This window comes from Arthrobacter sp. CAU 1506 (assembly GCF_005047635.1).
Classification (GTDB): domain Bacteria; phylum Actinomycetota; class Actinomycetes; order Actinomycetales; family Micrococcaceae; genus Crystallibacter.
The window spans coordinates 40,459-61,796 of record NZ_SUKC01000017.1 but is presented as its reverse complement, the minus strand read 5'-3'; the positions used below and the strand labels follow the sequence as shown (position 1 = coordinate 61,796).

At 66.2% G+C, this 21,338-nt stretch carries 22 protein-coding genes; 6 read left to right on the top strand and 16 right to left on the bottom strand.

Features of this window, described 5'->3' with window-relative positions:
- The first annotated feature begins 8 nt into the window (after nucleotides 1-8).
- Entirely contained in the window at nucleotides 9-812 is an 804-nt protein-coding gene (locus E4J89_RS16555; protein ID WP_136787320.1) for an ABC transporter permease, read from the top strand.
- Between the two features lie 226 nt (nucleotides 813-1,038).
- On the opposite strand, the gene E4J89_RS16550 is transcribed toward E4J89_RS16555, so the two are convergent.
- The gene (locus tag E4J89_RS16550; RefSeq protein ID WP_136787319.1) at nucleotides 1,039-2,106 is read right to left on the bottom strand and encodes an enoyl-CoA hydratase/isomerase family protein; all 1,068 of its coding nucleotides are present in this window, start codon (nucleotides 2,104-2,106) and stop codon (nucleotides 1,039-1,041) included.
- Between the two features lie 237 nt (nucleotides 2,107-2,343).
- Here E4J89_RS16550 and E4J89_RS16545 point away from each other — a divergent pair, with 237 nt between their 5' ends.
- Nucleotides 2,344-2,520, top strand: a complete 177-nt coding sequence (locus tag E4J89_RS16545) for a DUF1059 domain-containing protein (protein ID WP_136787318.1) — start codon at nucleotides 2,344-2,346, stop codon at nucleotides 2,518-2,520.
- 29 nt (nucleotides 2,521-2,549) lie between these two features.
- Nucleotides 2,550-3,677 (top strand): EAL domain-containing protein, encoded by a 1,128-nt coding sequence (locus E4J89_RS16540; protein WP_240691941.1) that lies wholly within the window; start codon nucleotides 2,550-2,552, stop codon nucleotides 3,675-3,677.
- Here the strand turns inward: E4J89_RS16540 and E4J89_RS19910 are convergent.
- The 4 genes from E4J89_RS19910 to E4J89_RS16520 all read right to left on the bottom strand — a co-directional run bounded on the left by E4J89_RS19910 (nucleotide 3,674) and on the right by E4J89_RS16520 (nucleotide 7,199).
- Nucleotides 3,674-5,464, bottom strand: a complete 1,791-nt coding sequence (locus E4J89_RS19910) for a DUF4389 domain-containing protein (protein WP_276606353.1) — start codon at nucleotides 5,462-5,464, stop codon at nucleotides 3,674-3,676. The genes E4J89_RS16540 and E4J89_RS19910 overlap by 4 nt on opposite strands.
- Nucleotides 5,465-5,509: 45 nt before the next feature.
- Nucleotides 5,510-6,040: a flavodoxin domain-containing protein gene (locus tag E4J89_RS16530; RefSeq protein ID WP_136787316.1), complete on the bottom strand. Its 531-nt coding sequence runs from the start codon at nucleotides 6,038-6,040 to the stop codon at nucleotides 5,510-5,512.
- Between the two features lie 26 nt (nucleotides 6,041-6,066).
- Entirely contained in the window at nucleotides 6,067-6,603 is a 537-nt protein-coding gene (locus E4J89_RS16525; protein WP_136787315.1) for a flavodoxin domain-containing protein, read from the bottom strand.
- A gap of 158 nt (nucleotides 6,604-6,761) precedes the next feature.
- On the bottom strand, nucleotides 6,762-7,199 hold the full coding sequence (locus tag E4J89_RS16520; RefSeq protein ID WP_136787314.1) for a glutaredoxin domain-containing protein: 438 nt from the start codon (nucleotides 7,197-7,199) through the stop codon (nucleotides 6,762-6,764).
- A gap of 244 nt (nucleotides 7,200-7,443) precedes the next feature.
- Between E4J89_RS16520 and E4J89_RS16515 the strand changes: the two genes are divergently transcribed.
- Together E4J89_RS16515 and E4J89_RS16510 are read left to right on the top strand one after the other, a co-directional pair.
- On the top strand, nucleotides 7,444-8,211 hold the full coding sequence (locus tag E4J89_RS16515; RefSeq protein WP_240691940.1) for a SurA N-terminal domain-containing protein: 768 nt from the start codon (nucleotides 7,444-7,446) through the stop codon (nucleotides 8,209-8,211).
- A gap of 98 nt (nucleotides 8,212-8,309) precedes the next feature.
- A complete protein-coding gene (locus tag E4J89_RS16510) occupies nucleotides 8,310-8,723 on the top strand; it encodes a DUF1003 domain-containing protein (RefSeq protein WP_136787312.1) in 414 nt (137 codons plus the stop codon).
- A gap of 69 nt (nucleotides 8,724-8,792) precedes the next feature.
- On the opposite strand, the gene E4J89_RS16505 is transcribed toward E4J89_RS16510, so the two are convergent.
- The 11 genes from E4J89_RS16505 to E4J89_RS16455 form a co-directional block, all read right to left on the bottom strand.
- Complete coding sequence (locus tag E4J89_RS16505) at nucleotides 8,793-9,353, bottom strand: GNAT family protein (protein ID WP_136787311.1); 561 nt, start codon at nucleotides 9,351-9,353, stop codon at nucleotides 8,793-8,795.
- 111 nt (nucleotides 9,354-9,464) lie between these two features.
- Nucleotides 9,465-10,721 (bottom strand): formamidase, encoded by a 1,257-nt coding sequence (gene fmdA / locus E4J89_RS16500; protein WP_136787310.1) that lies wholly within the window; start codon nucleotides 10,719-10,721, stop codon nucleotides 9,465-9,467.
- A gap of 40 nt (nucleotides 10,722-10,761) precedes the next feature.
- Entirely contained in the window at nucleotides 10,762-11,046 is a 285-nt protein-coding gene (locus tag E4J89_RS16495) for a zinc ribbon domain-containing protein (RefSeq protein WP_136787309.1), read from the bottom strand.
- 65 nt (nucleotides 11,047-11,111) lie between these two features.
- Nucleotides 11,112-11,813 carry an AmiS/UreI family transporter gene (locus E4J89_RS16490; protein WP_240691939.1) on the bottom strand — a complete coding sequence of 234 codons (702 nt, stop codon included), beginning with the start codon at nucleotides 11,811-11,813 and terminating at the stop codon, nucleotides 11,112-11,114.
- A gap of 136 nt (nucleotides 11,814-11,949) precedes the next feature.
- Nucleotides 11,950-12,315, bottom strand: coding sequence for a fluoride efflux transporter CrcB (gene crcB, locus E4J89_RS16485; RefSeq protein WP_136787308.1), 366 nt, complete (start codon nucleotides 12,313-12,315; stop codon nucleotides 11,950-11,952).
- Nucleotides 12,312-12,788, bottom strand: coding sequence for a CrcB family protein (locus E4J89_RS16480; RefSeq protein WP_136787307.1), 477 nt, complete (start codon nucleotides 12,786-12,788; stop codon nucleotides 12,312-12,314). Before E4J89_RS16480 ends, crcB begins: the two co-directional genes overlap by 4 nt.
- Before the next feature lie 110 nt (nucleotides 12,789-12,898).
- Nucleotides 12,899-13,852, bottom strand: coding sequence for an acyl-CoA dehydrogenase family protein (locus tag E4J89_RS16475; protein ID WP_136787306.1), 954 nt, complete (start codon nucleotides 13,850-13,852; stop codon nucleotides 12,899-12,901).
- Between the two features lie 292 nt (nucleotides 13,853-14,144).
- Nucleotides 14,145-15,899 (bottom strand): ABC transporter ATP-binding protein, encoded by a 1,755-nt coding sequence (locus E4J89_RS16470; protein ID WP_136787305.1) that lies wholly within the window; start codon nucleotides 15,897-15,899, stop codon nucleotides 14,145-14,147.
- Nucleotides 15,896-16,762, bottom strand: a complete 867-nt coding sequence (locus E4J89_RS16465; protein ID WP_136787304.1) for an ABC transporter permease — start codon at nucleotides 16,760-16,762, stop codon at nucleotides 15,896-15,898. Before E4J89_RS16465 ends, E4J89_RS16470 begins: the two co-directional genes overlap by 4 nt.
- Nucleotides 16,759-17,841 (bottom strand): ABC transporter permease, encoded by a 1,083-nt coding sequence (locus E4J89_RS16460; protein WP_136787303.1) that lies wholly within the window; start codon nucleotides 17,839-17,841, stop codon nucleotides 16,759-16,761. The genes E4J89_RS16465 and E4J89_RS16460 overlap by 4 nt, the downstream gene beginning before the upstream one ends.
- A gap of 12 nt (nucleotides 17,842-17,853) precedes the next feature.
- Entirely contained in the window at nucleotides 17,854-19,599 is a 1,746-nt protein-coding gene (locus E4J89_RS16455; RefSeq protein WP_240691938.1) for an ABC transporter substrate-binding protein, read from the bottom strand.
- A gap of 273 nt (nucleotides 19,600-19,872) precedes the next feature.
- Here E4J89_RS16455 and E4J89_RS16450 point away from each other — a divergent pair, with 273 nt between their 5' ends.
- Entirely contained in the window at nucleotides 19,873-21,300 is a 1,428-nt protein-coding gene (locus tag E4J89_RS16450) for an NtaA/DmoA family FMN-dependent monooxygenase (RefSeq protein WP_136787302.1), read from the top strand.
- The last annotated feature ends 38 nt before the right edge of the window (nucleotides 21,301-21,338 follow it).

Here is a 21,338-nt window from a genome sequence, read left to right as displayed (position 1 = left end):
GCCGACCGATGAGACTTTCCTCCTCCGCCAAGGTCACCCTGCGCGTTTTCGCCGGCCTGGTGATGGCCGCCATCTACCTGCCGTTGCTGCTGGTGATCCTCAATTCCTTCAACGCCACCACGTCCGGCGCCTTTCCGATCACCGAGTTCACCACCCGCTGGTGGGAGGCCGCCTTCCACAACGAAGGCGTGCGCGAGGCCCTCTGGACCTCGCTGCGAGTGGCCACGGTAGCCACCGTGATCGCGCTGCTGCTGGGCAGCATGATCGCGTTTGCGCTCTCACGCTACGACTTCTTCGGCAAGAACACCGTCAACCTGCTGGTGGTGCTGCCGATTGCGCTGCCCGGCATCGTCACCGGCGTCGCGCTGAACAACACGTTCAAGACCGTGCTGGAGCCGCTGGGCATCGGGCTGGGCCTGTTCTCCGTGATCGTGGGGCATGCGACGTTCTGCATCGTGATGGTGTTCAACAACGTGCAGGCCCGGCTGGGCCGGATGAACAAGGGCCTGGAAGAGGCGGCCATGGACATGGGCGCCAACGTGGTCAAGACCTTCTTCCACGTCACATTCCCCGGTTTCCGCTCCGCTTTCGTGGCCGGTGGCCTGCTGGCCTTCGCGCTGAGTTTCGACGAGATTGTGGTGACCACGTTCACCGCCCCGCCCGGCACTGAGACGCTGCCGATCTGGATCTTCAACAACATGGCTCGGCCCAACCAGGCGCCGGTGGTCAACGTGATCGCCGCCGTACTGATCATAGTGTCGATGATTCCGGTGTATCTGAGCCAGCGGATGACCGGCGACGACAAGAAGTAGGTACGGAGGCGGCCGGCCCTTTGCCGGCCGCCTCCGGCCTGGTTGTGCCGCCGGCGCGGACAGTGGGCGCCACATTGGTGGCTGGAGAGCCAGCATTCCTCATGCTTGATTGGCGGTGCACCTGTGTTCCCGGCCATGGAGGCGGCCCAGCACCAGTTTCACTAACCAGCCGGAAGCCAATGTGGCGCATCCTGTACGGACGACTGCGGCCCGCGCAGGCGTCGTTTCAGTTTCCGGCTGCCGGCTCCGCCTGCACGGATGCCGCGAGGCCGAGTTCAGCGTCGCCGAGATCGGCGAAGTAGGACTCGACGGTGGCGCGGTCCACCTCGGCCAACGTGGCCGGCTTCCAGGTGGGGTTACGGTCCTTATCGATGACCTGGGCCCGGACGCCTTCGGCGAAGTCCGGGGCGCTGACCAGCCGGACCCCCAGCCGGTAATCCTGGTCCAGCACCTCCTCCAACGTCTGCATCGTGCCGGCACGGCGCAGCGCTTCAAGCGTGAGCTTTACCGCCGTGGGCGATTTTGCCGCGATCTCCTCGGCGGCGGCCCGGGCGGCCGGCTCCGGCGAGTTCCGCAGCGCGGCGAGGATCTGCTCCGCGTCGTCGTGCGCGTAGCACTCGTCGATCCAGTCGCGTTCCTTCATCAGCTCCGACGCCGGCACATCCGTGTGGGAGAAGGCCGCCAGAGCTTCCTTCGCCGGGACCTCGGCGAGCGCGGCGGCCAAAGCGGGCAGCTCGGCACTGTCCACAAAGTAGTCGGCCAGGCCCAGGGCGATGGCATCCGCCCCGGTGCCGGTGCCGGCGGTGAGCGCCAAATGGGTGCCCAGCTCCCCTGGTGCCCTGGAGTACAAGAAGCAGCCGCCGACGTCGGGAATGAAGCCGATGCGGGTCTCCGGCATGCCGATCTTGGTCCGCTCGGTCACTACCCGGTGCGAGGCGTGCGCGGAGATGCCGATGCCACCGCCGAGCACCACCCCGTCCATGAAGGCCACGATCGGCTTGGGATACCGGGAGATCAACGAATTCATCCGGTACTCGTCTTCCCAGAAGATTTCGTCGCCGCCGTCCTTCATATGGCGGTAGATGGCCACGATGTCCCCTCCGGCGCACAGCCCCCGCTCACCGGCCCCGGAGATCAGGACGGTCTCCACGGCGTCGTCCTCCGCCCACTCGCGCAGCGCTGCGGTGGCCGCGGTGATCATCGAGTCATTCAGGGCATTGATGGCCTTCGGGCGGTTCAGCACAATGTGCCCCAGACGGCCGGTACGCTGCAGCAGAATCTCTTGAGTACTCATCGCAGCACAGCCTACCCCGACGCGGCCGGCCCGGCAGGGCTGGCACCAAGAACGGACCGGCGACGTCCGGGCGGTCCGAGTTCGGGCGGCGGCCTCACAGATTGGTCGAATCCGGTCGGATGAACAGCTAACTTATGGTCCCTTGGCGCCGACTGTGGAAGACATCGAGTCGAGACTCTGCGCCAGCTGAAGGCACGTGATGCCAGGGCTGTCGTTTGCCACTGATAGGGAGTATTTGTGAAAGCGTTTGCTTGTGGAGATGTTGTTCCTGGCTGCGAGGCCCGTTGGGTGTGCAGTTCCGAGGACGAGATCCTGGTGAACGTCGCTTCCCATGCCCGTGAAGATCACGGACTCGCCCAGATCACCGATGAACTTGAACAGGCGGTACGTGGGTCCATCGTGTCGGTCGGCTGAGCTGGCCTCCGCTACCCATGACTTTGGGGATGGCACCAGACCGCTCTGAGTGGACCGACCTGCTGGATCAGGCTTGCCGCGGAGAGGGCCTGGGCGTCGCGTACCAGCCCATCGTGGACACCGTCCGCGGCACAGTCGTCGGCTACGAAGCCTTGGCCCGGTTTCCGGGATTCGATGAGAAGAGCCCCGAGGTGTGGTTCTCGACCGCGCGCGCGGCGGGCCGCGCCGCGGACTTGGAGGCTGCTGCCCTCCGGCTGGCCCTTGGGGCGCGGAACAGGCTTCCGGCCAACTGCTTCCTCACCGTCAATGTCTCGCCCGACCTGCTCGCCGGTGATGTCATCCGCCACGTCTGGCGTGAGCAGGGAGACCTTTCCGGACTCGTCATTGAACTCACCGAGCAAGTACCGATTGATTCCTACGGGCACCTTGAGCCGGATCTGGACCAGTTGCGGGCGGCCGGTGCGCTGATAGCGGTGGACGACGCCGGCGCCGGCTATGCGGGACTCCGGCATCTGATCTCCCTTCGCCCGTCGATCATCAAGATTGACCGGGACCTGATCCGCGACGTTGACCGTGATGAAGCCAAGCGGGCCTTGATCGACATGCTTGGCACATTCGCCAATCGTGTGGATGCCTGGATCCTCGCCGAGGGAATCGAAACAGCTGAGGAGCTGGACACGGTCGCGGCCCTTGGAGTCCCACTGGTTCAGGGCTACTACCTGGCCAAGCCCTCCGACCCGTGGGCACCGATCCCGCTGGAAACCGCGCATCGTCTGGCCGCCCGGGACAGGACAGATCAGGGGCACGCCGTGCGCCATCTTGTCGAGCCGGCGTTCACGGCGTCAACGGTTGAAGCCGCAGCAGATGCCTTCGCCGTGGATGCGCGGCTGCAGTTCGTTGTGCTCCTGTCCGACGATCGGCGACCGATCCGCGTCCTCACCCCATTCTCGGCGGCCCGCGGCGAGACGTCCCCCGGGCTCCGCCTGAACCTGGACACGCCGATCCCCGCCGCGCTTGCCCGCGCCGTGACGCGCCCGGAAGAGCACCGGTTCGAGCCGATGGCCGTGACGGACAATGCCGGCCGGTTTGCGGGCATCGTCCGCATGGAGCGCCTGATTACGGCACTGGCCGGGAACGGATCCTCAGCGACCTCCTAGGGGCCGGGCCTCGGGCCGCCGGGTTCCGCTCCCGGGCCGCCAGTATCGGGGCCCGGCCCGGCAGGACCCGGTCCCGGTGTTCCTGGGGCTCCCGGCGCTCCTGGCGCTGCCCCCGGGCCACCGTCATACGGCCCCGGCGCTCCTGGCGCTGTCCCCGGGCCACCGGGATACGGCCCCGGCGCTCTAGGCGCTCCAGGCGCTCCAGGCGCTCCAGGCCCGACGCCCGGCCCCGGGCTCCAAGTTCCCGTTGCCGTCCCGGGCGCGCCGGGCATTCCCGCCCCCTCGGGCGGTGCTCCGGCCGGAGGTTCGTCGGCGCCCTGGTCCAGGCGGAACGGCGGATACTCATCGCGCATCAGCAGCACGTAAGCGGCGAGCCGATAAGTCCAGCGGTTGATCCCCATGATGAAGGCAAACAAGTCATAGCGGTAGCGGGCGGTGAACAGCAGGATCACGGCGGTGATCAGAATGAGCAGTCCCAGCAGGGACCAGCCCCAAGAGGACACCGAGACATCGTCGCCCCAGCCACGGCTCCAGACGAGTCCGCTGCCACTGGTAAAGATGCCGACAATCAGCAGATGCGGGATCGCCAGCAGCCACCATTTCACCAGCACGAGCCCGTGGGAGAGACGCTGCGGATAGGCAACGTCCAGGTCTGCGGGGTATTCGGCGGTAGCCAGCGTGAACGGCGGGTACCGGTCGGTGCCCAGCGCCGAGTATCCGTAGAAGCCCACCCGCCAGGACCAGCGCAGCACACCGACGTTGAAGCAGAACCAGGACCGCGGGTAGCGGCCGGTGAACAGGATGACGATTCCGGCGGCGATGGTGCTGATCAGCAGGGCGAACCAGAGCAGCGCCAAGATGATGTAGTGCGGGATCGCCAGCAACCACTTGACCAGCCACAGCCCCCGCGAGAGTCGGCTGTCCAAGTAGCCTGCAAGCCGGACGGGATACACCGTCGTCGGTGTCCTCTCCCAGCCCGCGTTTGCGGCCAGCGCAGCGCCTGGGCCTTCGCCGGGGCGGGGGCGGGCGAGGTCGATATTCCGGCCCAGTCCCGCGGATCCAAGCAGCAGCAGTGGAATTCCGATGACCAGCCCGATGATGCCGGGGATCAGTAAACCGCTCCCGATCGGCCCCAGCAAGTCAGAGCGCGCCCCGGCCTGCAGATCCACCCAGACCGGCCGGCTGGCATCGGCGTTCATGACCACCAGCGACCACTGTCCCGGTTGCACTTTCCAAGAGATGGTTTGGGACCCCGGACCCGTGGCGGATTCGGTCCAGAAATCCTGCTCCGCCGGTGCGGCCGGGGCACGGTTGCCGGGCGTCGTCCGGTCGTGAACGTTCCGCCAAGACATGGGCCCGTCTCCGGCTTGGGGCCATGAGGCACCACGCAGCGGGCTCACCGGTACGTCCTGCAGATAGGTCTGGACGTCGGAGGCCTTGGCGATGCCCAGGAAGACCTCCTGGTCCGGGACTGCTGCCTCGGCACGCACTTGCACGCTGGCAAGGTCTCCGACCGGCGGCATCCCTTCGGTCCAGGGGTCGACCACCACCGACGGGCTGGTCAGCGCGTAGCCGGTGCTCTGGAATCTCTCAGTGCCGCCCGTGAGGTAGCCGCCGCCGCTTTGCGCGGCAGAGGCGCCCAACACGATCGATCCGGCGATGGTCATCCCAATCCCGAGCATGCTCAGCAGCACGCCAATGATCAGCATGACCCAGTTGCCGGGCTTCATGTGTGCCCGTGGCGGGCCGGGAGGGGGTGCGTACGATGGGGCTGGTTGGGCGGTCATGGCGATCCTTTCGCACCGCGCCAATACCGTGGTCGGCGCGGCCGCCTAGGTCTGGATGGATAGAATCTTGGCGGCCAGATCGGCTCCCCACTGACGCGCCCGGGCCTCCTCCTCCGGCATCAATTGATTGGTCGAGGTGACCAGAAAGCTCTCCGGTTCGGCCAACAGTTCGAATCCGTGCCGCCGCAGGGCCCTGGCAATGGTGTGGCTGGCCCGACCGGTGAACAGCGCGGGAGCTTTGATCCGGGTGTCGAACGCCGCGGCCTTGCCGGTGCTCTTTCCCAGCGACGCCAACCAGTCCCGCACCGCCGGTCCCTGGGCGGCAGGGTCCAACTCCAGTTCATTCTTCGAGGCATCGGTCGCTGCCGCCTTGCGGGTAGAGTCCCGGCTGAGTCCGTGCACGTGGGTCGGCGCACCTACCACCAGCACATCGCCAGGACGCGTCCCCCGATCGCGAGCAGCTTCGACGGAGAAAACTTCGGCCGGGCAATGCGCTTCGGTCAGGCCACGGCCGATGGCTCGTGCAATCTGGTGGGTGTTGCCATACATGGATTCGTAAACCACTACTACTGCCATGCCATGCTCCTTCTGCCCGTATCCCCTTACACCCCACCGGACGTCTGAAGACTGGCCGAGCGAAGGTCATGCGCGATTCCCCGTGCCCAGTCCTCGATCCGGTCCCAGTCGCGGAAGTCCCCGAAACGCGCACCCACTATGCGGAACAGGACGCCGATCCAGCGCGGAAAGTCCTCCTCCCGCGCTACCCCGGAGAACAAACCGTGCCCGCGCGGACGCACCAGATCCCGCAACGCCCCGGCCAAGCGCCGGTCCTGCGCTGTGCGGGCCGACGAGCGGACCGGGCGCGGCAAACTGGCGGACATCCCCACGCTGAAGAGCCACACCGGGCGGGCCTGCAGTTCATTGACATGCTGTTGGACGAATGCCATGGCCCCCGGCAGCCAGGCCTGTTGGTGAATGGCACTGCCCAGCACCGCTGCGTCATAACCCTTGAGGCCGCCCAGCTGGCGGATCGGAACGACGTCCGCTGCCAGGCCGTCATGTTCCAGCACGCCAGCAATTCGCTGCGCGATGTCCACGGTAGATCCGTGGGCGCTGGCATGGCCGATCAAGACCCGCACTGCGGCACCACCCCCCTTGGCGTGCTTCCCCATTCCGCCGGATGGCTGGCCCCCACGACCCCGTACGGCTGCAGGCACCATGGTACTCAGCCGCCCGTTACGTGAATAGGGCTGTGGCAGCACCGGATGGTAGTGCCACTGGCTGACGACGGCGGTGCTTACCTTCCGGCCAGCGCTCGGCTGACAATCCCGGGTTCCGGATTGGTCAGCACCTCGCTGCCCACCAGCACGGTGGGGACGGTTTCATTACCGTCGTTGTGTTCGCGTACGAACGCGGCCCCGTCCGGGTCCCGCCAGATGTTCACCCACTGCGCTCGGCGGCCGCCGCGGCCCAAGGATGCCTTCAACCGCAGGCAGTAGACGCAGCCGGGCCGCCAGAAGATCACCACCCCGCCGTCGTCGTTCTTGTCTCTGATCGACGCCCATGGCTCCTGCCGGCCGCCGAAGAACGGGCTGACCGCCCAGGCTGCGGCCAGCAGCAGGGCGGCAAAAACGATGCCGGCCAGCCAGTCCCCGTCCCGCCCGGACGAGACCAGCAGTGCCACCGCGGCAGCAGCAAGAGCAACTGCCCCAAACCAGCGCTCGAAGCGTTTCATGGCCACAGACTACCCGGTCGCGGAAACCGCTCTTTCCAACGCGCCGGTCGGGATTCCTCGGGCGCAGCCCGACGTTCCGTGCGCGGGGGCAGCGAGACCTTCCGTTCGGGTGCGGGAGACATCCCGCTCGAGGTTCCGGACGGCGTTCCGCGCGCGGCGCCAAGGTTTCTCCCAGCTTTTGCCATGGCGGCGCCCATCTGCGCCGACTAACGTCGCACACTGGCCACCGAGATGGGAGATCAGTGTGACTAAAAAATGGTTGTTGAGCCTGGCTGTTGCCGGCTCCATCGCCGTCCTCACCGCATGCGGCGGAGCGCCTTCTGACGGCGGTGCCAGCCCGGCCGCGTCGGCCGAAGCCAGCGCCGGCGCCGAGGGACAGGCACAGATGCCGGAGCCGGACCTGAAGGACATCCCCGATGTAGTGGCCGAGGTCAACGGAACGAAGATCACCAAGGACAAGTTCACTGCCGCGTACGAGGGCCAGTTCCAGCAGATGGCCATGCAATCGCAGATGACCGGGCAGGAAGTGGACCAGGCTGCGCTGAAGAAGCAGACCGCCGAGGCCATGGTGGGCACGCAGCTGTTGATCCAGGAAGCGGACCACCGCGGCATCAAGGCGGCGCAGAAGGATGTGGACGCCGAGCTGGAGAAGATGGCCAAGTCAAACGACTTCAAGACCGTCGACGAGCTCATGGCCGCGATCAAGAAGCAGGGCATGGACGAGAACGAGGTCAATGCCGAAATGCAGACGCAGGTCAAGGTGAACAAACTCATTGCGGAGGAAACCGGCGACACCAAGCCCTCCGAGAAGGAGCTGAAGGCCGCCTACGATCAGGCGAAGCAGCAGCAGGAGGCGATGGGCGAACAGTCCGGCCAGAAGGCCGAGGTCCCCTCCATGGAGGAAATGCGGCCTAACCTGGAGCAGCAGGTGAAGGCGCAGAAGGAAACCGAAGCCACCCAGGCGCTGGTTACCGACCTGCGGAAGAAGGCGGACGTCAAGATCCACGTCTAGTTCTTCCCCCAACCACAAACGTTCGACGCCGGTGCCCGCCTCAGGTGGGCAGCGGCGTCGTCGTCTCAGCGCCGCAGGTGCGCTGTCTAGACTGAGGCATGTCTGCAGAAAAGAAGAACTGGCACGCCAGCCACAAGCAGTCGCTCACGCGGGGCGAGCGGGCCGCCGATGTGCTTCGCAACAGCATGGGCAGCTGGCGGTTTGTCGCGGGATTCATCGCCTTCATGCTCGTCTGGGCGCTGATCAATCTTTGGGTCCGGAATCCCTGGGACGCCTACCCCTTCATCTTGCTGAACCTGTTCCTGTCCATGCTGGCCGGGCTGCAGGGAGCCATTCTGCTCATCGCCGCCAAGCGGCAGGATGCGATCGCCGCCGCGATGGCCGAGCACGATTTTGAGACGGACACGGAAGCCAAAAGCGGCATTGAACAGCTGCTGGCGATCAACCGGGAACAGCTGGAGCTGATCCGCCGGCTCCAGGAACAGGTCGCCGGGCGCAGCGAACAGCGGTAGCGCGCGAACACGACGAGGCGCAATACCGTTCAGTGATAGGTTCTCCCGGCGGTGCGGGCGTGGCTGCCGTCAGGCCGGCGGCCGGACCGCCGCGTAGAGCAGCATGTCCCGGCGTTCCCCACCGATGGCTTGGTAGCTGCGCAGCAGGCCTTCGCGGCTGAAGCCGGCCGCTTCGGCGGTGCGGAACGACGCCGTGTTCCACGGCTCGATGTAGAGCTCCAGCCGGTGCAGTTCAGGAATGGTCCAGGCGAACGATGCCAGCGCGGCCAGCGCATCGGCCGCGCGGCCCTGTCCGCGGTGCACCGGCGCCATCAGGTAGCCGGCAGTAGCCCGGCCCTCCGGCAGATAGGTCAGCCAAAGCCCGATTTGGCCCAGCGCGCAATCCGTCTGCGCATCCGCCACCGCAAACGAGTACCCCGCACCGGACGTGAACCGCCCGTTCTGACGCAAGATCCACTCCACCGCATCGTCCTGGGGACACGGCGACGGGATGGAACTGATCAGCGGGATGTACGGATCCTCGGCCAATTCTGTGGCCAGATGTGCGTCCTCGCTGCGGAACTGGCGCAACACCACTCCGCCGTGTGCCGGCGGTACCTCCGGCCAAGCGAGCGGCAGACGTGCATCCATGAGTTCGATTCTGCCAGTTGCCGCCGGCTTGGCCAGCGGTGCTGACTCCAGCGGCGGCCGGCTGGACCGGAAGATTCGGTCCAGCCGGCCGCTCGCCAGGATGAGTTGCTGTTACTTGTTCTTGCTCATGGGCGCCGCCATCTTCGATTCGACCTTGTGCGGGCCTGATGCCGAGGGCCGGACGTCGAAGTCGAAGATCGAGGTGGGCAGGTAGACAGTGGAGCACGAGTTGGGGATGTCAACAACACCCGAAAGCCGGCCTTCGATCGGCGCTGCGCCGAGCAGCAGGTAGGCCTGCTCCCGGCTGTAGCCGAACTTGGTCAGATAATCGATAGCGTGCAGGCAGGCCCGCTGATAGGACAGGTGAGAATCCAGGTACTTCTGCTCTCCATCCAAGGTCACCGAAGTTCCGGAGAACGCGAGCCATTCGCTGAACCGCGGATCCACGATGCCCGGCATGAAGATGGCGTTTTCGCGGACTCCGTAGGTGTCCATGCCGCCCTTGATGAGATCGACGTGCAGGTCCAGGAAGCCGCCCATCTCGATGGCGCCGCAGAAGGTGATCTCGCCGTCGCCCTGGGAGAAGTGCAGGTCGCCCATCGACAGGTTGGCACCGTCCACGAAGACCGGGTAGAAGACCCGGGTGCCCTTCGAGAAGTTCTTGATGTCCTGGTTTCCGCCGTTCTCGCGTGGCGGCGCGGTGCGGGCGGCTTCGCCGGCTACCCGGTCGAAATCGGACTGGGGTACTCCCCCGAGGACCGCGTCTTGGGGCAGCGGAGGCAACGCCAGCGGCGGCACCCGGTTCGGATCCGTCGCGATGAGATCGCCCTCGCGCTTGTTCCATTTGGCCAGCAGTTCCGCGGACGGCGCCGTGCCCATCAGCCCTGGGTGGATCAGCCCGGTGAACGCGACCTCCGGGATGTGCCGCGAGGCGGCCACCTGGCCAGTGAAGTCCCAAATGGCCTTGTAGGCGTCCGGGAATTGTTCGGTCAGGAACCCGCCGCCGTTGTTCGTGGAGAAGATGCCGGTGTAGCCCCAGCCCTGTCCGGCCAGGGGACCGGAATCCTCTTGCGGGATGGCGCCCACGTCCAGGATGTCTACCACCAGCAGGTCGCCCGGCTGTGCACCCTCGACGGCGAAGGGGCCGCTGAGCTTGTGCACGGTCGGAAGCGGGGCATTAAGAATGTCGTCCGCCGAGTCGTCATTGACGATCGCGCCGTCAAACCATTCACGGCAATGCACGCGGAAGGAATCACCGGGCTTGACCGTGGCCACCGGCGGGATCTCCGGGTGCCACCGGTTGTGGCCGACTTTTTCCTGATCCTCGAACTTCTTTGATGAATCAAGGGGAAATATAACCTCAGGCATTTTTCTCTCTCCTTAGGACGATCGGCAAAAATTTGTTTCCTTAGGGTCTGGGAAGCTTTTGGTGCAGCGGGTTGGCGGTGTACACCGGGCGATTCTTTCCCTTACCGGGGAGCCCGGTAACAACCGGGGGTTCGTGCGCACTGCGCTTGGAGTCATCGATCAGCCGAAACTGCGCAGACCCGGCACGGGAAAGGTGCGGGGCACTCATCTTGCGAGGTGACGTTGTGCCACAGGACGGGCAAGGCGCCGCATCAGGTGCCTCACCCATTCCACGTATCAGGTCGAAAACCGAGCATTCGGGGCACCGGTATTCGTAGATCGGCATGGGCAGCGGTTTCCTTTCCTTGAGGATGTTTCGCTCAGCTGTTTCCCTCGGGCCGGCACGTCCTCCTAGGCAGTGGAGGCAGTGGCCGTGTCTTCGGTGGTACTCGTATGCGGGAGTCCCCTGCTGGCCAGGAAGAAGGCCACGGCCAAGCAGATTGCTCCGGCTACCGCCATAAGCAGGGCGCTGCCCCCACCGGTCTCATATCTGTTCAGTAGCAGGAGGAACGCCGGGATGGTGCCGGTCAGGAAGCTGACCAGGATGGTGAACCAGCCGGTTGCGAGGGTCAGTGTTTCCTTATGCAACCCCAGCACGAGGAAGAACATGAACCAGAGCACCGCCCAGATGAGCCAGATGGATCCGAAGACCGGATCCATGACCGTGGTGAACTGAATGATGCCGATAACGACGGCGCAGATGGCGACGAACAGGGAGAACCAACCCAGTCCCTCGCCGGGGTAACCGGTGATCTGGAGAATTCCGACGTACAGGTATGTGAAGCCGAAAAGGTACAGGCCGGCAGCACCGAAAATCACCGCGGGATCATTGTTTGCCTGCAGAATAATGAGGGTCGGGAAGATGACTTGCATAGTACCGACAAAAAAGTTGAGGATGGCGGCTGATTTTCCCGGAATGAGCCCCACCAGCATTAGACCGTTGATGAACAAAACGGCCCCAACATACAATAAACCGACACTGCCCATGTTCGCTCCATCGCGATACAGGTGATGCTTGAGGTGTAGCACTGAAGAGTATGGTGTTAAACCCACTTCTGAAGGCTCAACACCACGCACCGTAAACGGTGCCCGGATAGCACGTGTAGGATGTCCGGCTCAGCATAGTGGGACAAATTCTGGAGTGTCAACGGCGTGGCGTTTAACCTGCCGGGGCGGGTGGGTTGGCGGGTCAGAGCAGCGTCAGGGCCAGTCCGGCGGCCGCTGCCACAACGGTCGTGATCAGCGTTCCAGCGGCGTTGATCAGCGCAAGGATGGGGCGGCGGGACTGCAGCAGCCGGACGGTGTCTACGCTCGCCGTACTGAACGTGGTGTAGCCTCCCAGGAACCCGGTTCCCAACACGGTCTGCAGGGCAGCCGGGGCGCCGTGGAAGATGACGGCGCCGGCGAGCAATCCCATGAGAAGCGATCCGCTGACATTGACCACTATGGTGCCGAGGGGCAGTTCGCCCCGGAACCGCGAACTGATCAGCCCGCCGAGGACGAACCGGGCAACCGCGCCCGCCCCACCGGCCAGCATCACCAAAAGGATCGTCATCTCGCATCCGTTTCAGTGCCGCTGGACTCTTGAGGACCGGCGGCTCGGCGAGCGGCCGCCACCCACACCCCGGCTGCCCCGGTTGCCAGCCCGCCGATCACGGACAGCAGCATGAACGCCACGGCATCGGCGATCCTGTCGGCTGACAGGAGGAGGTTGGCGTCCAGGGCAAGGGTACTGTACGTGGTGAAGGCTCCCAGGAAGCCGGTGCCTGCGAGCAGCCGCAAGGTCCGGCGCATGCCGACATCCGGCCCACGTCGTGCGAGTGCTTCCAGCAACAGGCCGAGTGCGAAAGCCCCGCTGAGATTGATGAGGAGCGTGGGCAACGGCCAGCCGTCCGGCGTGGGGATGGCCGTGTTCAGCCAGTACCGGCACAAGGTGCCCAGAGCCCCACCGCCCATGACCATCAAGATCGCGGGCAGCTGCAGGTGCAGCGGTCTGGAGCCGGGGCGCTCTCGGCCGCCGCGGCTCATGGGTTCACCCTGTTGGGCACATGGCTACGCAACAGCACATCAGCCAGTCTAGGGTTTCTCGCCCGGGTTCAAGGGATAACCCACCCGGCGAGGTTCCGGGCCGGGTGCGGCTACCGGCTGGGCGCTGCCGGAACAGCGGTCAACAGCTGCAGCAGCGCTTCGCCGGGTGCCACCCCGTTGATGACGTAGTCGCCCACCGCCTGCTGACGATGGAGGGCGGGGTTGTGCGAGGAGATGGTCCGGGCATTGCGCCACAGCCTGTCCAGTTGCCGCGAACTGGAAGTTGCGGACGCGCCGCCGACTTCGAACACCCGCGAGATCAGCCGCAGCACCTGATCGATGACGACGGGTTGGATCCCAAAAACGTGCGCATCAGCGCGGGAAAAATCGCCAACGACGGCGGCGCCCTGCTGCTGCGCGACGCTCGCCTGCTGCACGGTGCGCGCCGCCGCGAGGACCGCGGCCTTCACCGTTTCCACGGTGCCGAAGGTCTCGCCGATGATCTGCAGGGATACTTGGTCCTTGTTTGGGGCCACGGCCGGATTGAACAGATTGCGGGACCGCGACCTGACAAAGCCGGTGATTTCCTCGAGTGCGGCCGCAGCGATGCCGGCCAGGTTGGCCAAATGCACCAACTGATACACCGCGTGCTGGATCCCGCCGCCGGCTTCCTCGCTCCCGCGGAAGTGCAGGAAGCGCGGGTCCACTTCCACATCGACGAATTCTGCGGTGCCGGAACCGGTCAACCGCTGGCCAAAGCCGTCCCAGTCGTCGTGGATGCTCACGCCGCTGGCGGCGGCGCTGACCTGAACGGTTGCGAAACCCTGCTCCCCGGTTTCCGGGTGTGTCGCCAGCACGCTCACCAGGATCCAGTCGGCGAAGATCGATCCGGTGGTGTAGTACTTGGTGCCGTTGAGCAGCAGCCTGCCATCCTGTTCCACCACCCGGGTGGACTGGGCGGCAAAGGTTCCGGCGCGCTCGCTCTCCGCGTTGCCCACCAGAGCCCCCGCGGAGAGCTCGGCGAGCCAGTGGTCACGGTAGGCGGAATCCGGATGCGCCAGCACATACTCGGTAAACCCGATGTGGCCACGCAGCGCCTGCGGAATATTCGAGTCCGCGCCCCCAAGCCCATCAGCAACCGGGTTAGCTGGTCTACGGAGGCGCCGAAGCCCCCGGCCTGCACCGGAACGCGGAGCCGTCCGAAACCGGCGTCGCGCAGCCAGCCAATTTCCTCAAACGGAAGTCTGCGGTCCCGTTCCCGGCCGAGGGCGCCTTCACGGATCCGGCTGAATACGGGCTGGAAAATCGCGTCTAGTTCCTGGTCCGTGGCGGTGCGTGATGCAGACATGGTGTGGGTCATGAAGAAGATCCTCCAATGGTCGGGGTAGCGGCAGCTGCGGGCGTACGCTGGCCCGGTGCCAGGCCCAGCTTGGGCAGCGAGGCCAGCAGCTCGCGGGTGTACGGGTGCCGGGGGCGGTTGAAGACGTCCTCGGCGCTGCCTTGCTCCACGGCCCGGCCGTCCTTCATCACCAGCACCCGGTCGCTCATGTGGTGGATCACGCCCAAGTCATGGGAGATGAACAGGTAGCTCAGTCCCAGTTCCTGCTGCAGATCGGTGAGCAGGTCCAGCACCTGGGCCTGCACCGAGACGTCCAGGGCGGATACCGCCTCATCCAGGACGATGACTTCCGGTTCCGGGGCGAGTGCCCGGGCGATGGCGAGGCGCTGGCGCTGGCCGCCGGAGAGCTGGAGCGGGTGTTTGGCCAGATGCTCCACCTGCAGCCCGACTTGCCCGGCCAACTCCAGGACGCGGGCAGCCCGCTCTGCCTCGCCGGGAAAGTCCCGCCGCGAGATCGCGTCCAAGAGAATCCGCTCGGCGTTCCAGCGCGGGTCGAACGAGCTCAGCGGGTCCTGGTAGACCACGGTGACCGAGCGGCGGCGGGAACGCCGGGCCGCCGTCGAAATCCCGGTCCAGGCCGCACCGTCCAGCAGCACCCGGCCGGCATCCGGTTCCAGCATCGCCAGCGCGATCTTGGCCGTGGTGCTCTTGCCCGAGCCGGACTCGCCGACGATCCCCAGTGTCTCCCCCGCCCGGAGTTCAAAGGAGACATCGTCGACGACGGTGCGCACCGCGCCGTCGTGGCCTTGGTAGCTTTTCACCAGTCCCTCCGCGCGCAGCACCGGCGGGGCGTCAGCGGGGCGTGCGGTCCGGGGTCGCCGGCTGGTGGCGGTGATGCGGGCGCGGCCGTCCTTGGTCAGCGGGGTGCCCTTGGTGTGTTCGGACGGGATGGCGTCCAGCAGGGCCTGGGTATATTCGTGCTGCGGGTGGTACAGCACGTGGCGGGCCGGGCCCTGCTCCACGATGGACCCGCCCTGCATCACGGCCACATGGTCCGCCAAGGTGGCCACCACGGAGAGGTCGTGGCTGATCAGCACAATCCCAGTGCCGCGTTCCTTCATCCGGCCCAGCAGCTCCAGGATCTGCGCCTGGACGGTCACGTCCAGTGCTGTGGTGGGTTCGTCGGCAATCAGGATCCTGGGGTCCAACGCGATCGCGGAGGCGATCAATGCCCGCTGGCGCAGTCCGCCGGAAAGTTCATCCGGACGCTGCCCCGCCCTCAGTTCCGGCTGGGGGACGCCCACACTGGCCAGGAGCTCCACTGCCTTTGCCGCACGCGAGCGCCGGTTGCCCCAGCCGTGCAGCCGCAGTGCCTCTTCAATCTCCTTGCCCACCGGGCGCAGCGGATCCAGCGAAACCAGGGCGTCCTGCAGCACGAACCCGATGTCCCTTCCGCGCAGCTGGCGCCACTGCCGCTCCCCCAGCGTCCCGATCTGGTGGCCGGCCAGTTCCAGCCGCTCCGCCTGCACCGCGGCGTTGGCACCGGGCAACCCCACCAGGGTGCGCGCGGTGACGGACTTGCCGGATCCGGACTCGCCCACGATGGCCAGGCATTCGCCAGCGGCGAGCCGCAGGTCCACGCCCTTAACCACGTGGTTCAACCGGGCGTTCCTGCCGCGACCGGCGCTGAAGGAGACGTCCAGGTTACGGACGTTGAGCAGTTCTTGCCGGACGGTGCCGGCGGTTGCGGTTTGTTCCAGTGTGGCGGTCATGAGCGGGCTCCTTCAAGCTTCTTCTGCAGGTGGTGTCCCAGCACGGTGGCGGCAAGGGCAATAGCGACGATGGCCAGACCGGGCATCACTTCCAGCCACCAGGCCCGGGTGATGAACATGCGGCCGGCGTCCAGCAGCGCACCCCATTCCGGTGAAGGCGGCGCAACGCCCAGGCCCAAAAAAGCGAGACCGGACGCCCAGACAATGGATTGCCCGATGCCCAGCGTGACGACGGCGACCAGCGGGCGCATGGCGTTGGGAAAAACGTGCTGGCGCAGCACCGTCCAGCGGCTATGTCCAAGCGCGTGCGCCGCCTCCACATATCCGGAGTTCTTCACGGCGAGGACCTGGCCGCGGATCATCCGCGCGTAACCGGGCGCGGTGCCCAGCCCGACGGCAACAATCTGGGTGGTGACGCTGGGGCCGTAGACAGTCACGAACAGCATCGCCAGCAGCAGCACCGGAAAGGCAAACAGGACCTCCAGGCTGCGGTTGATCAGCCCGTCGAAAATTTTCCCGCCGAGCCCGGACACCACGCCCAGCACCACGGCAATGGCCATGGACAGCCCGGTGGCGCCGAGCCCGATCAGCAGCGACTCCCGGGTTCCGTAGACCACCCGGGTGTAGAGGTCGCGGCCGGACTGGTCGGTGCCGAACGGGTGGGCCAGGCTGGGTGCCTGCAGCGCGTTGGGTAGGTCGATGGCGAACGGATCGCGGCTGGTGAGCAAGTGTGGCGTCAGCGCGGCCAGCACAAAGAAGAGCACGACGGCGGCCGCCACCGCCGGGAGCAGCGGAACCTCGCGCAACCGTTGCCACGCGGCGGCCGGGACGTTGGCGGATGGGTTCAGGGTGGAGGTGCTCATGAGTTCTTCAACCTCGGATCAATAAGGGTGTAGGCGATGTCCACCAGCAGGTTGGCCAGCACGTAGATGGCGGCGATCAGAATGACGATGCCGCAGACCACCGGCAGGTCGCGGGAATTGACCGCGGTGACCAGCACCTTGCCCAGTCCGGGACGGCTGAAAATGCTTTCGGCGATCACCGCCCCGGAGAACAGCGAACCCAGCGCCCAGCCGGAGAGCGTGACGCCGGGCAGCACCGAATGCCGAAGCACGTGGCGCAACCGCACCCCGGTATCCCCCATGCCGCGCATCCGGGCGGACAGGGCAAACGGCTGGTCCATGCCCTTTTCGAATTCGGTCCGGGTGACCTGGCCGAGGAATCCGGCCAACGGGATGCCCAGCGTCAGGGCGGGCAGGACCAGACCGGCCAGACCGGAGCCGCCGACCACCGGGAACCAGCCCAGGTTGAGCGCGAACACCACCAACAGGATCACGCCCAGCCAATACTGCGGCAGCCCGGCCGCCACGGCTTCGAGCCCGGAGGCCACGGAGGACACCGCCCGGCTGCGGCGGGCCGTTCCCACGATCACCACGGCGGAGATGAGCCACGCGACCAGCAGCGAGGCGAACGTCAGGCCGATGGTGGGGCCGACCTGATCGCCGATCACCTCCGTGACCGGTTTGTGCAACTGGTAGGAGACGCCCAGATTTCCGGTGGCCAAATCGGCCAGGAAGCGGAAGTACTGCACGATCAGCGGATCGTCGAAACCGTATTTCGCGTTGATCGGGGCCAGTTCCGCGGCGGTGCGCTGCTGGACCTGCCCGGCGAGCTGGTTCAGCAGCAGCGTGGCCCGGTCGCCGGGCAGCAGCGCCTGGATCAGGAAGGTGAAGGTGGCGGCGGCCCAGACCACGCCGACGGCGGTCAGCAGCCGGCCAGCCGCCCGACGCAGCCCCGGCGAGGTCACCAGGTTGTTCGGCCGCGGCGGGCGCCGTCCCGGTTGGCTGGCTGCGCCACCGGGGCCGCCGCCCGCAGTGGAGCCGGCGCCGTCGTTCCTTGCCCCCTTCGGTAGGAGGCCGGTGACGTTATTGAATGTGCTCATGGCGGCCGTTCCTTACTCGGTGAAGTAGGCGTCGTGGAAAACCGGCTCGCCCTGCGATGCTTCCAGCCAGACGTCCTGCAGGTTCTGGCTGGTGGCGACGGTGGAGGTCTGCGTGTAGAGGCCGACGGCCACTGCTTCGTCGCTGAGCCGCTGCTGGGCCTGGGCGTAGAACGTGTTGGCTTCCTCGGTGCTTGGCGCCGAGTTCGCCTTCAGGATCAGGTCCTCGATTTCGGCATTGTTGTAGAACGCGGTGTTGGCGTAGTTCGGGTTTTTGGCGGTGTTCTGCCGGAAGTTGATGTAGAGGATGCCGGCGGTGGGGCTGGTCCAGTACCCCAACTGGGCGTCGTAGCTGTCCGGAGTGGAATAGGCGCCGCCGAACAGGTCCGCCTGGGTGACCGGCAGCAGGTTCACCTTGAAGCCGACCGGCTTGACCTGTTCCTGCAGGTTCTGCAGCGCGGTGGCCCCCTCGGTGGTGACGATTGAATTCAGTCCGAAGACGATGTCGATCGCCAGCTCCTGGCCGTCCTTGGTGCGGATGCCGTCCGCGTTGCGCTCGGTCCAACCGGCCTCGTCCAGCAGCGCGTTGGCCTTGGCCTGGTCGAACGGGTATTCACCAGCGATCTCCGCGTTGTAGCCCGGGGTGCTCTGACTGACCGTGCCGTTGGGCTCGAACGGGACTACGCCCAGGAACGCGGAGTCCACCACTGCTTTACGGTCGGCGCTGTAGGCGAAGGCCTGGCGGACCTTGGTGTCAGTGAAGGGGCCCTCAACGGTATTGAGCGAGAGCGTGACCGGGCGGCCCGGCGTGATGTACTGCTGCACTTGGAACTGGGGCTTGGCCGTTTCGAAGTCCACCGTGGGCACCTCGCCGATGGCGTCCGACTCGCCGCTGGCCAGCGAGCCAAAGCGCGAGGTGTTGTCCTGCACGAACGACCAAACCACCGAGTCCACGTAGGCCGGGCCCTGGTGCTTGGCGTTCTGCGGGGCGGAGTTGTAGTCCGGATTCTGCTGGAACGTGACCGACTCGCCGCGCTTCCAGTCGCCCACCGTGAACGGTCCGGAGCCGATCGGAGCCTCGCAGTTCTGCTGTTCGGTCCGTTCCTTGAGCGCGGCGGCGGACTGGATGCCGAAGTAGCCCTGGCTAAGTGCGGAGAGCAGTGGCGAGTACGGCGCGGACAGCTTCACCTCCAGTGTGCTGGCGTCCACCGCCTTGCTGGACTCGTAGTACTCCTGGATGTAGGCCTGCACGGTGCCGTTGCCGCCGCCGGTCCAGTATTCGAAGTTGTCGCTCACGGCCTGCGCGTCCACCGGGGTGCCGTCGGTGAACTTCACGCCCTCCTTCAGTTTGAAGGTCCAGGTCAGCTGGTCCTCGCTGACGCTCCATTCCTCGGCCAGCCAAGGGACGATGCTGCCGTCCTCGGTCTGCGACACCAGAGAATCCAGCACCTGCCGCGACAGGTAGGCCTGCTGGACCCAGCCGCCGTAGATGCAGGGCGGTTCTTGCAGATGCGCATAGCGGATGGTCCCGCCGTCCACCTTCTCCCCCGCGGCAGCGCCGGCCGATCCGCCCGAACCACTGCCGCACGCCGTCAGCGCCAGCACGCCAAGCAGCGCGGCGGCGGAGGCTGCCCTACGGCCTGCCCCCTTTCCGCCATTGGTGCGAAGGTCGCTCCGCCCGATGACGCTCAGGCCGTTGCGCAGTCGGGATCGGCTCGGATCGGTGGTGGACGGCTGGTACGCCGGCTGGCGGTTTGTCACGGTGCTGCTCCTTGGGACGGCCGATGTGGATCGGTCAGGTAGATGGGTGGAGACAGTCCAACCCACGCCCGGCACCCCGGCCAAAGTTTGTTGCGGTAGCCGGCGCCGCCGTCGTCATCACGTCATTGCGAGACATAAAGGGGCAATGTTGCGTCACCCGGCGCCATGGAAACCACGACGGCGACACACAACTTCCGCTGCCCGAGGGACGGAGGCCAGCATCGAGGGCACAAGGAAACCGCCGCCAGGCCCTCGAGGACAAGGACAGCCGTCATGCCCAAGCCACTGCATTTCAACGCGTTCGTGATGAACACCGCCAGCCACATCCACCACGGCCAGTGGCGCCGGCCCGATGCCGGACAGACCGAATTCAACGACGTGGACACCTGGATCGGTTTGGCGCAGACGCTGGAGGCCGCCAAGTTCGACGCCATGTTCTTCGCGGACGTTTCGGGACTCTACGGTGACCCCGAGGCCGACTTCGACGTCTACGCGCATCAGGGCCTGCAGATCCCGTCGAACGATCCGACCGTTCTGCTCGCGGCGCTCGCCGTGCATACCCAGCACATCGGGTTGGCGACCACGTCGAACGTGGTGCAGAACCACCCGTTCAACTTCGCCCGGCAGATGAGCACGCTGGACCACATCTCCCGCGGACGGATCGCCTGGAACATCGTCACCGGGATCAACGAGAACGCCTCGCGCAACTACGGCCTCCCGGCTCTGACGGATCACACCGAGCGCTACGCCTGGGCGGACGAGTACGTCGACATCGTGTACAAGCTCTGGGAGGGTTCCTGGGACGAGGGCGCGCTGTTGAAGGACAAGGAGGGCAGCCGGTTCTCCGACCCGTCGAAGATCCACAAGATCTTCCACCAGAGCGCCCGTTACCGGGTGGAGGGTCCGCATCTGCCCGCGCCGTCGCCGCAGCGAACACCGGTGCTGTTCCAGGCAGGCTCTTCCACATCGGGCCGCGAGTTCGCCGCGCGCAACGCCGAGGCCGCGTTCATTATCGCGCCGACCCGTGATGTCGCACGCCAGATCGTCGACGACACCAGGCGCCGGGCTGCCATCCACGGCCGGCTGCCGGAAGACATCAAGTTCTTCGCCGGGCTGTCCTTCATCATCGGCGAGACGGAGGCCGAGGCGAAGGCGAAGGAGGCAGAGTACGACCGCTATGTCTCGGTTGAGGGCTACTTGGCGCACATGGCCATTCTGGACCGGACCGGACGGGTCTATCCGCCGAAGACCCCGCTCTCGGAAGTGGATACGAACACGTCAAAGGGCTTCACCGAGTGGCTTTCCAAGGCCATCACCGACCGCGAGCCGCTGATCGAGGACCTGGCCTGGCTGCAGGCCCGCAACTCGCGCATTGTCGGCACGCCGGAGCAGATCGCTGACGAACTGGAGCTGTGGCGCGACGCCGGTGTGGACGGCATCAACGTGATCAACTGGGTGATCCCCGGATCCTTCGAGGAGTTCGGCGAGAAGGTCATGCCGGTGCTGCGCGAGCGGGGCCTGGCGCAGCGCGAGTACGCCGAAGGCCCGCTGCGACAGAAGCTGTTTGGCGCTCCGCTGCTCAACGACCGCCACCCGGCTGCCGGCTACCGCGGCGCCTTCGCGGGAGGCCCGGCCAGCTGGGAAGAAGCGAACGCTGCGGCGCAGGCCGCCGAGGACGCAGCCGCGCAGGTCCACGTTTAGGTACCGCTGCCTACCGGCCCGCGCCTACCGGCGCGGCC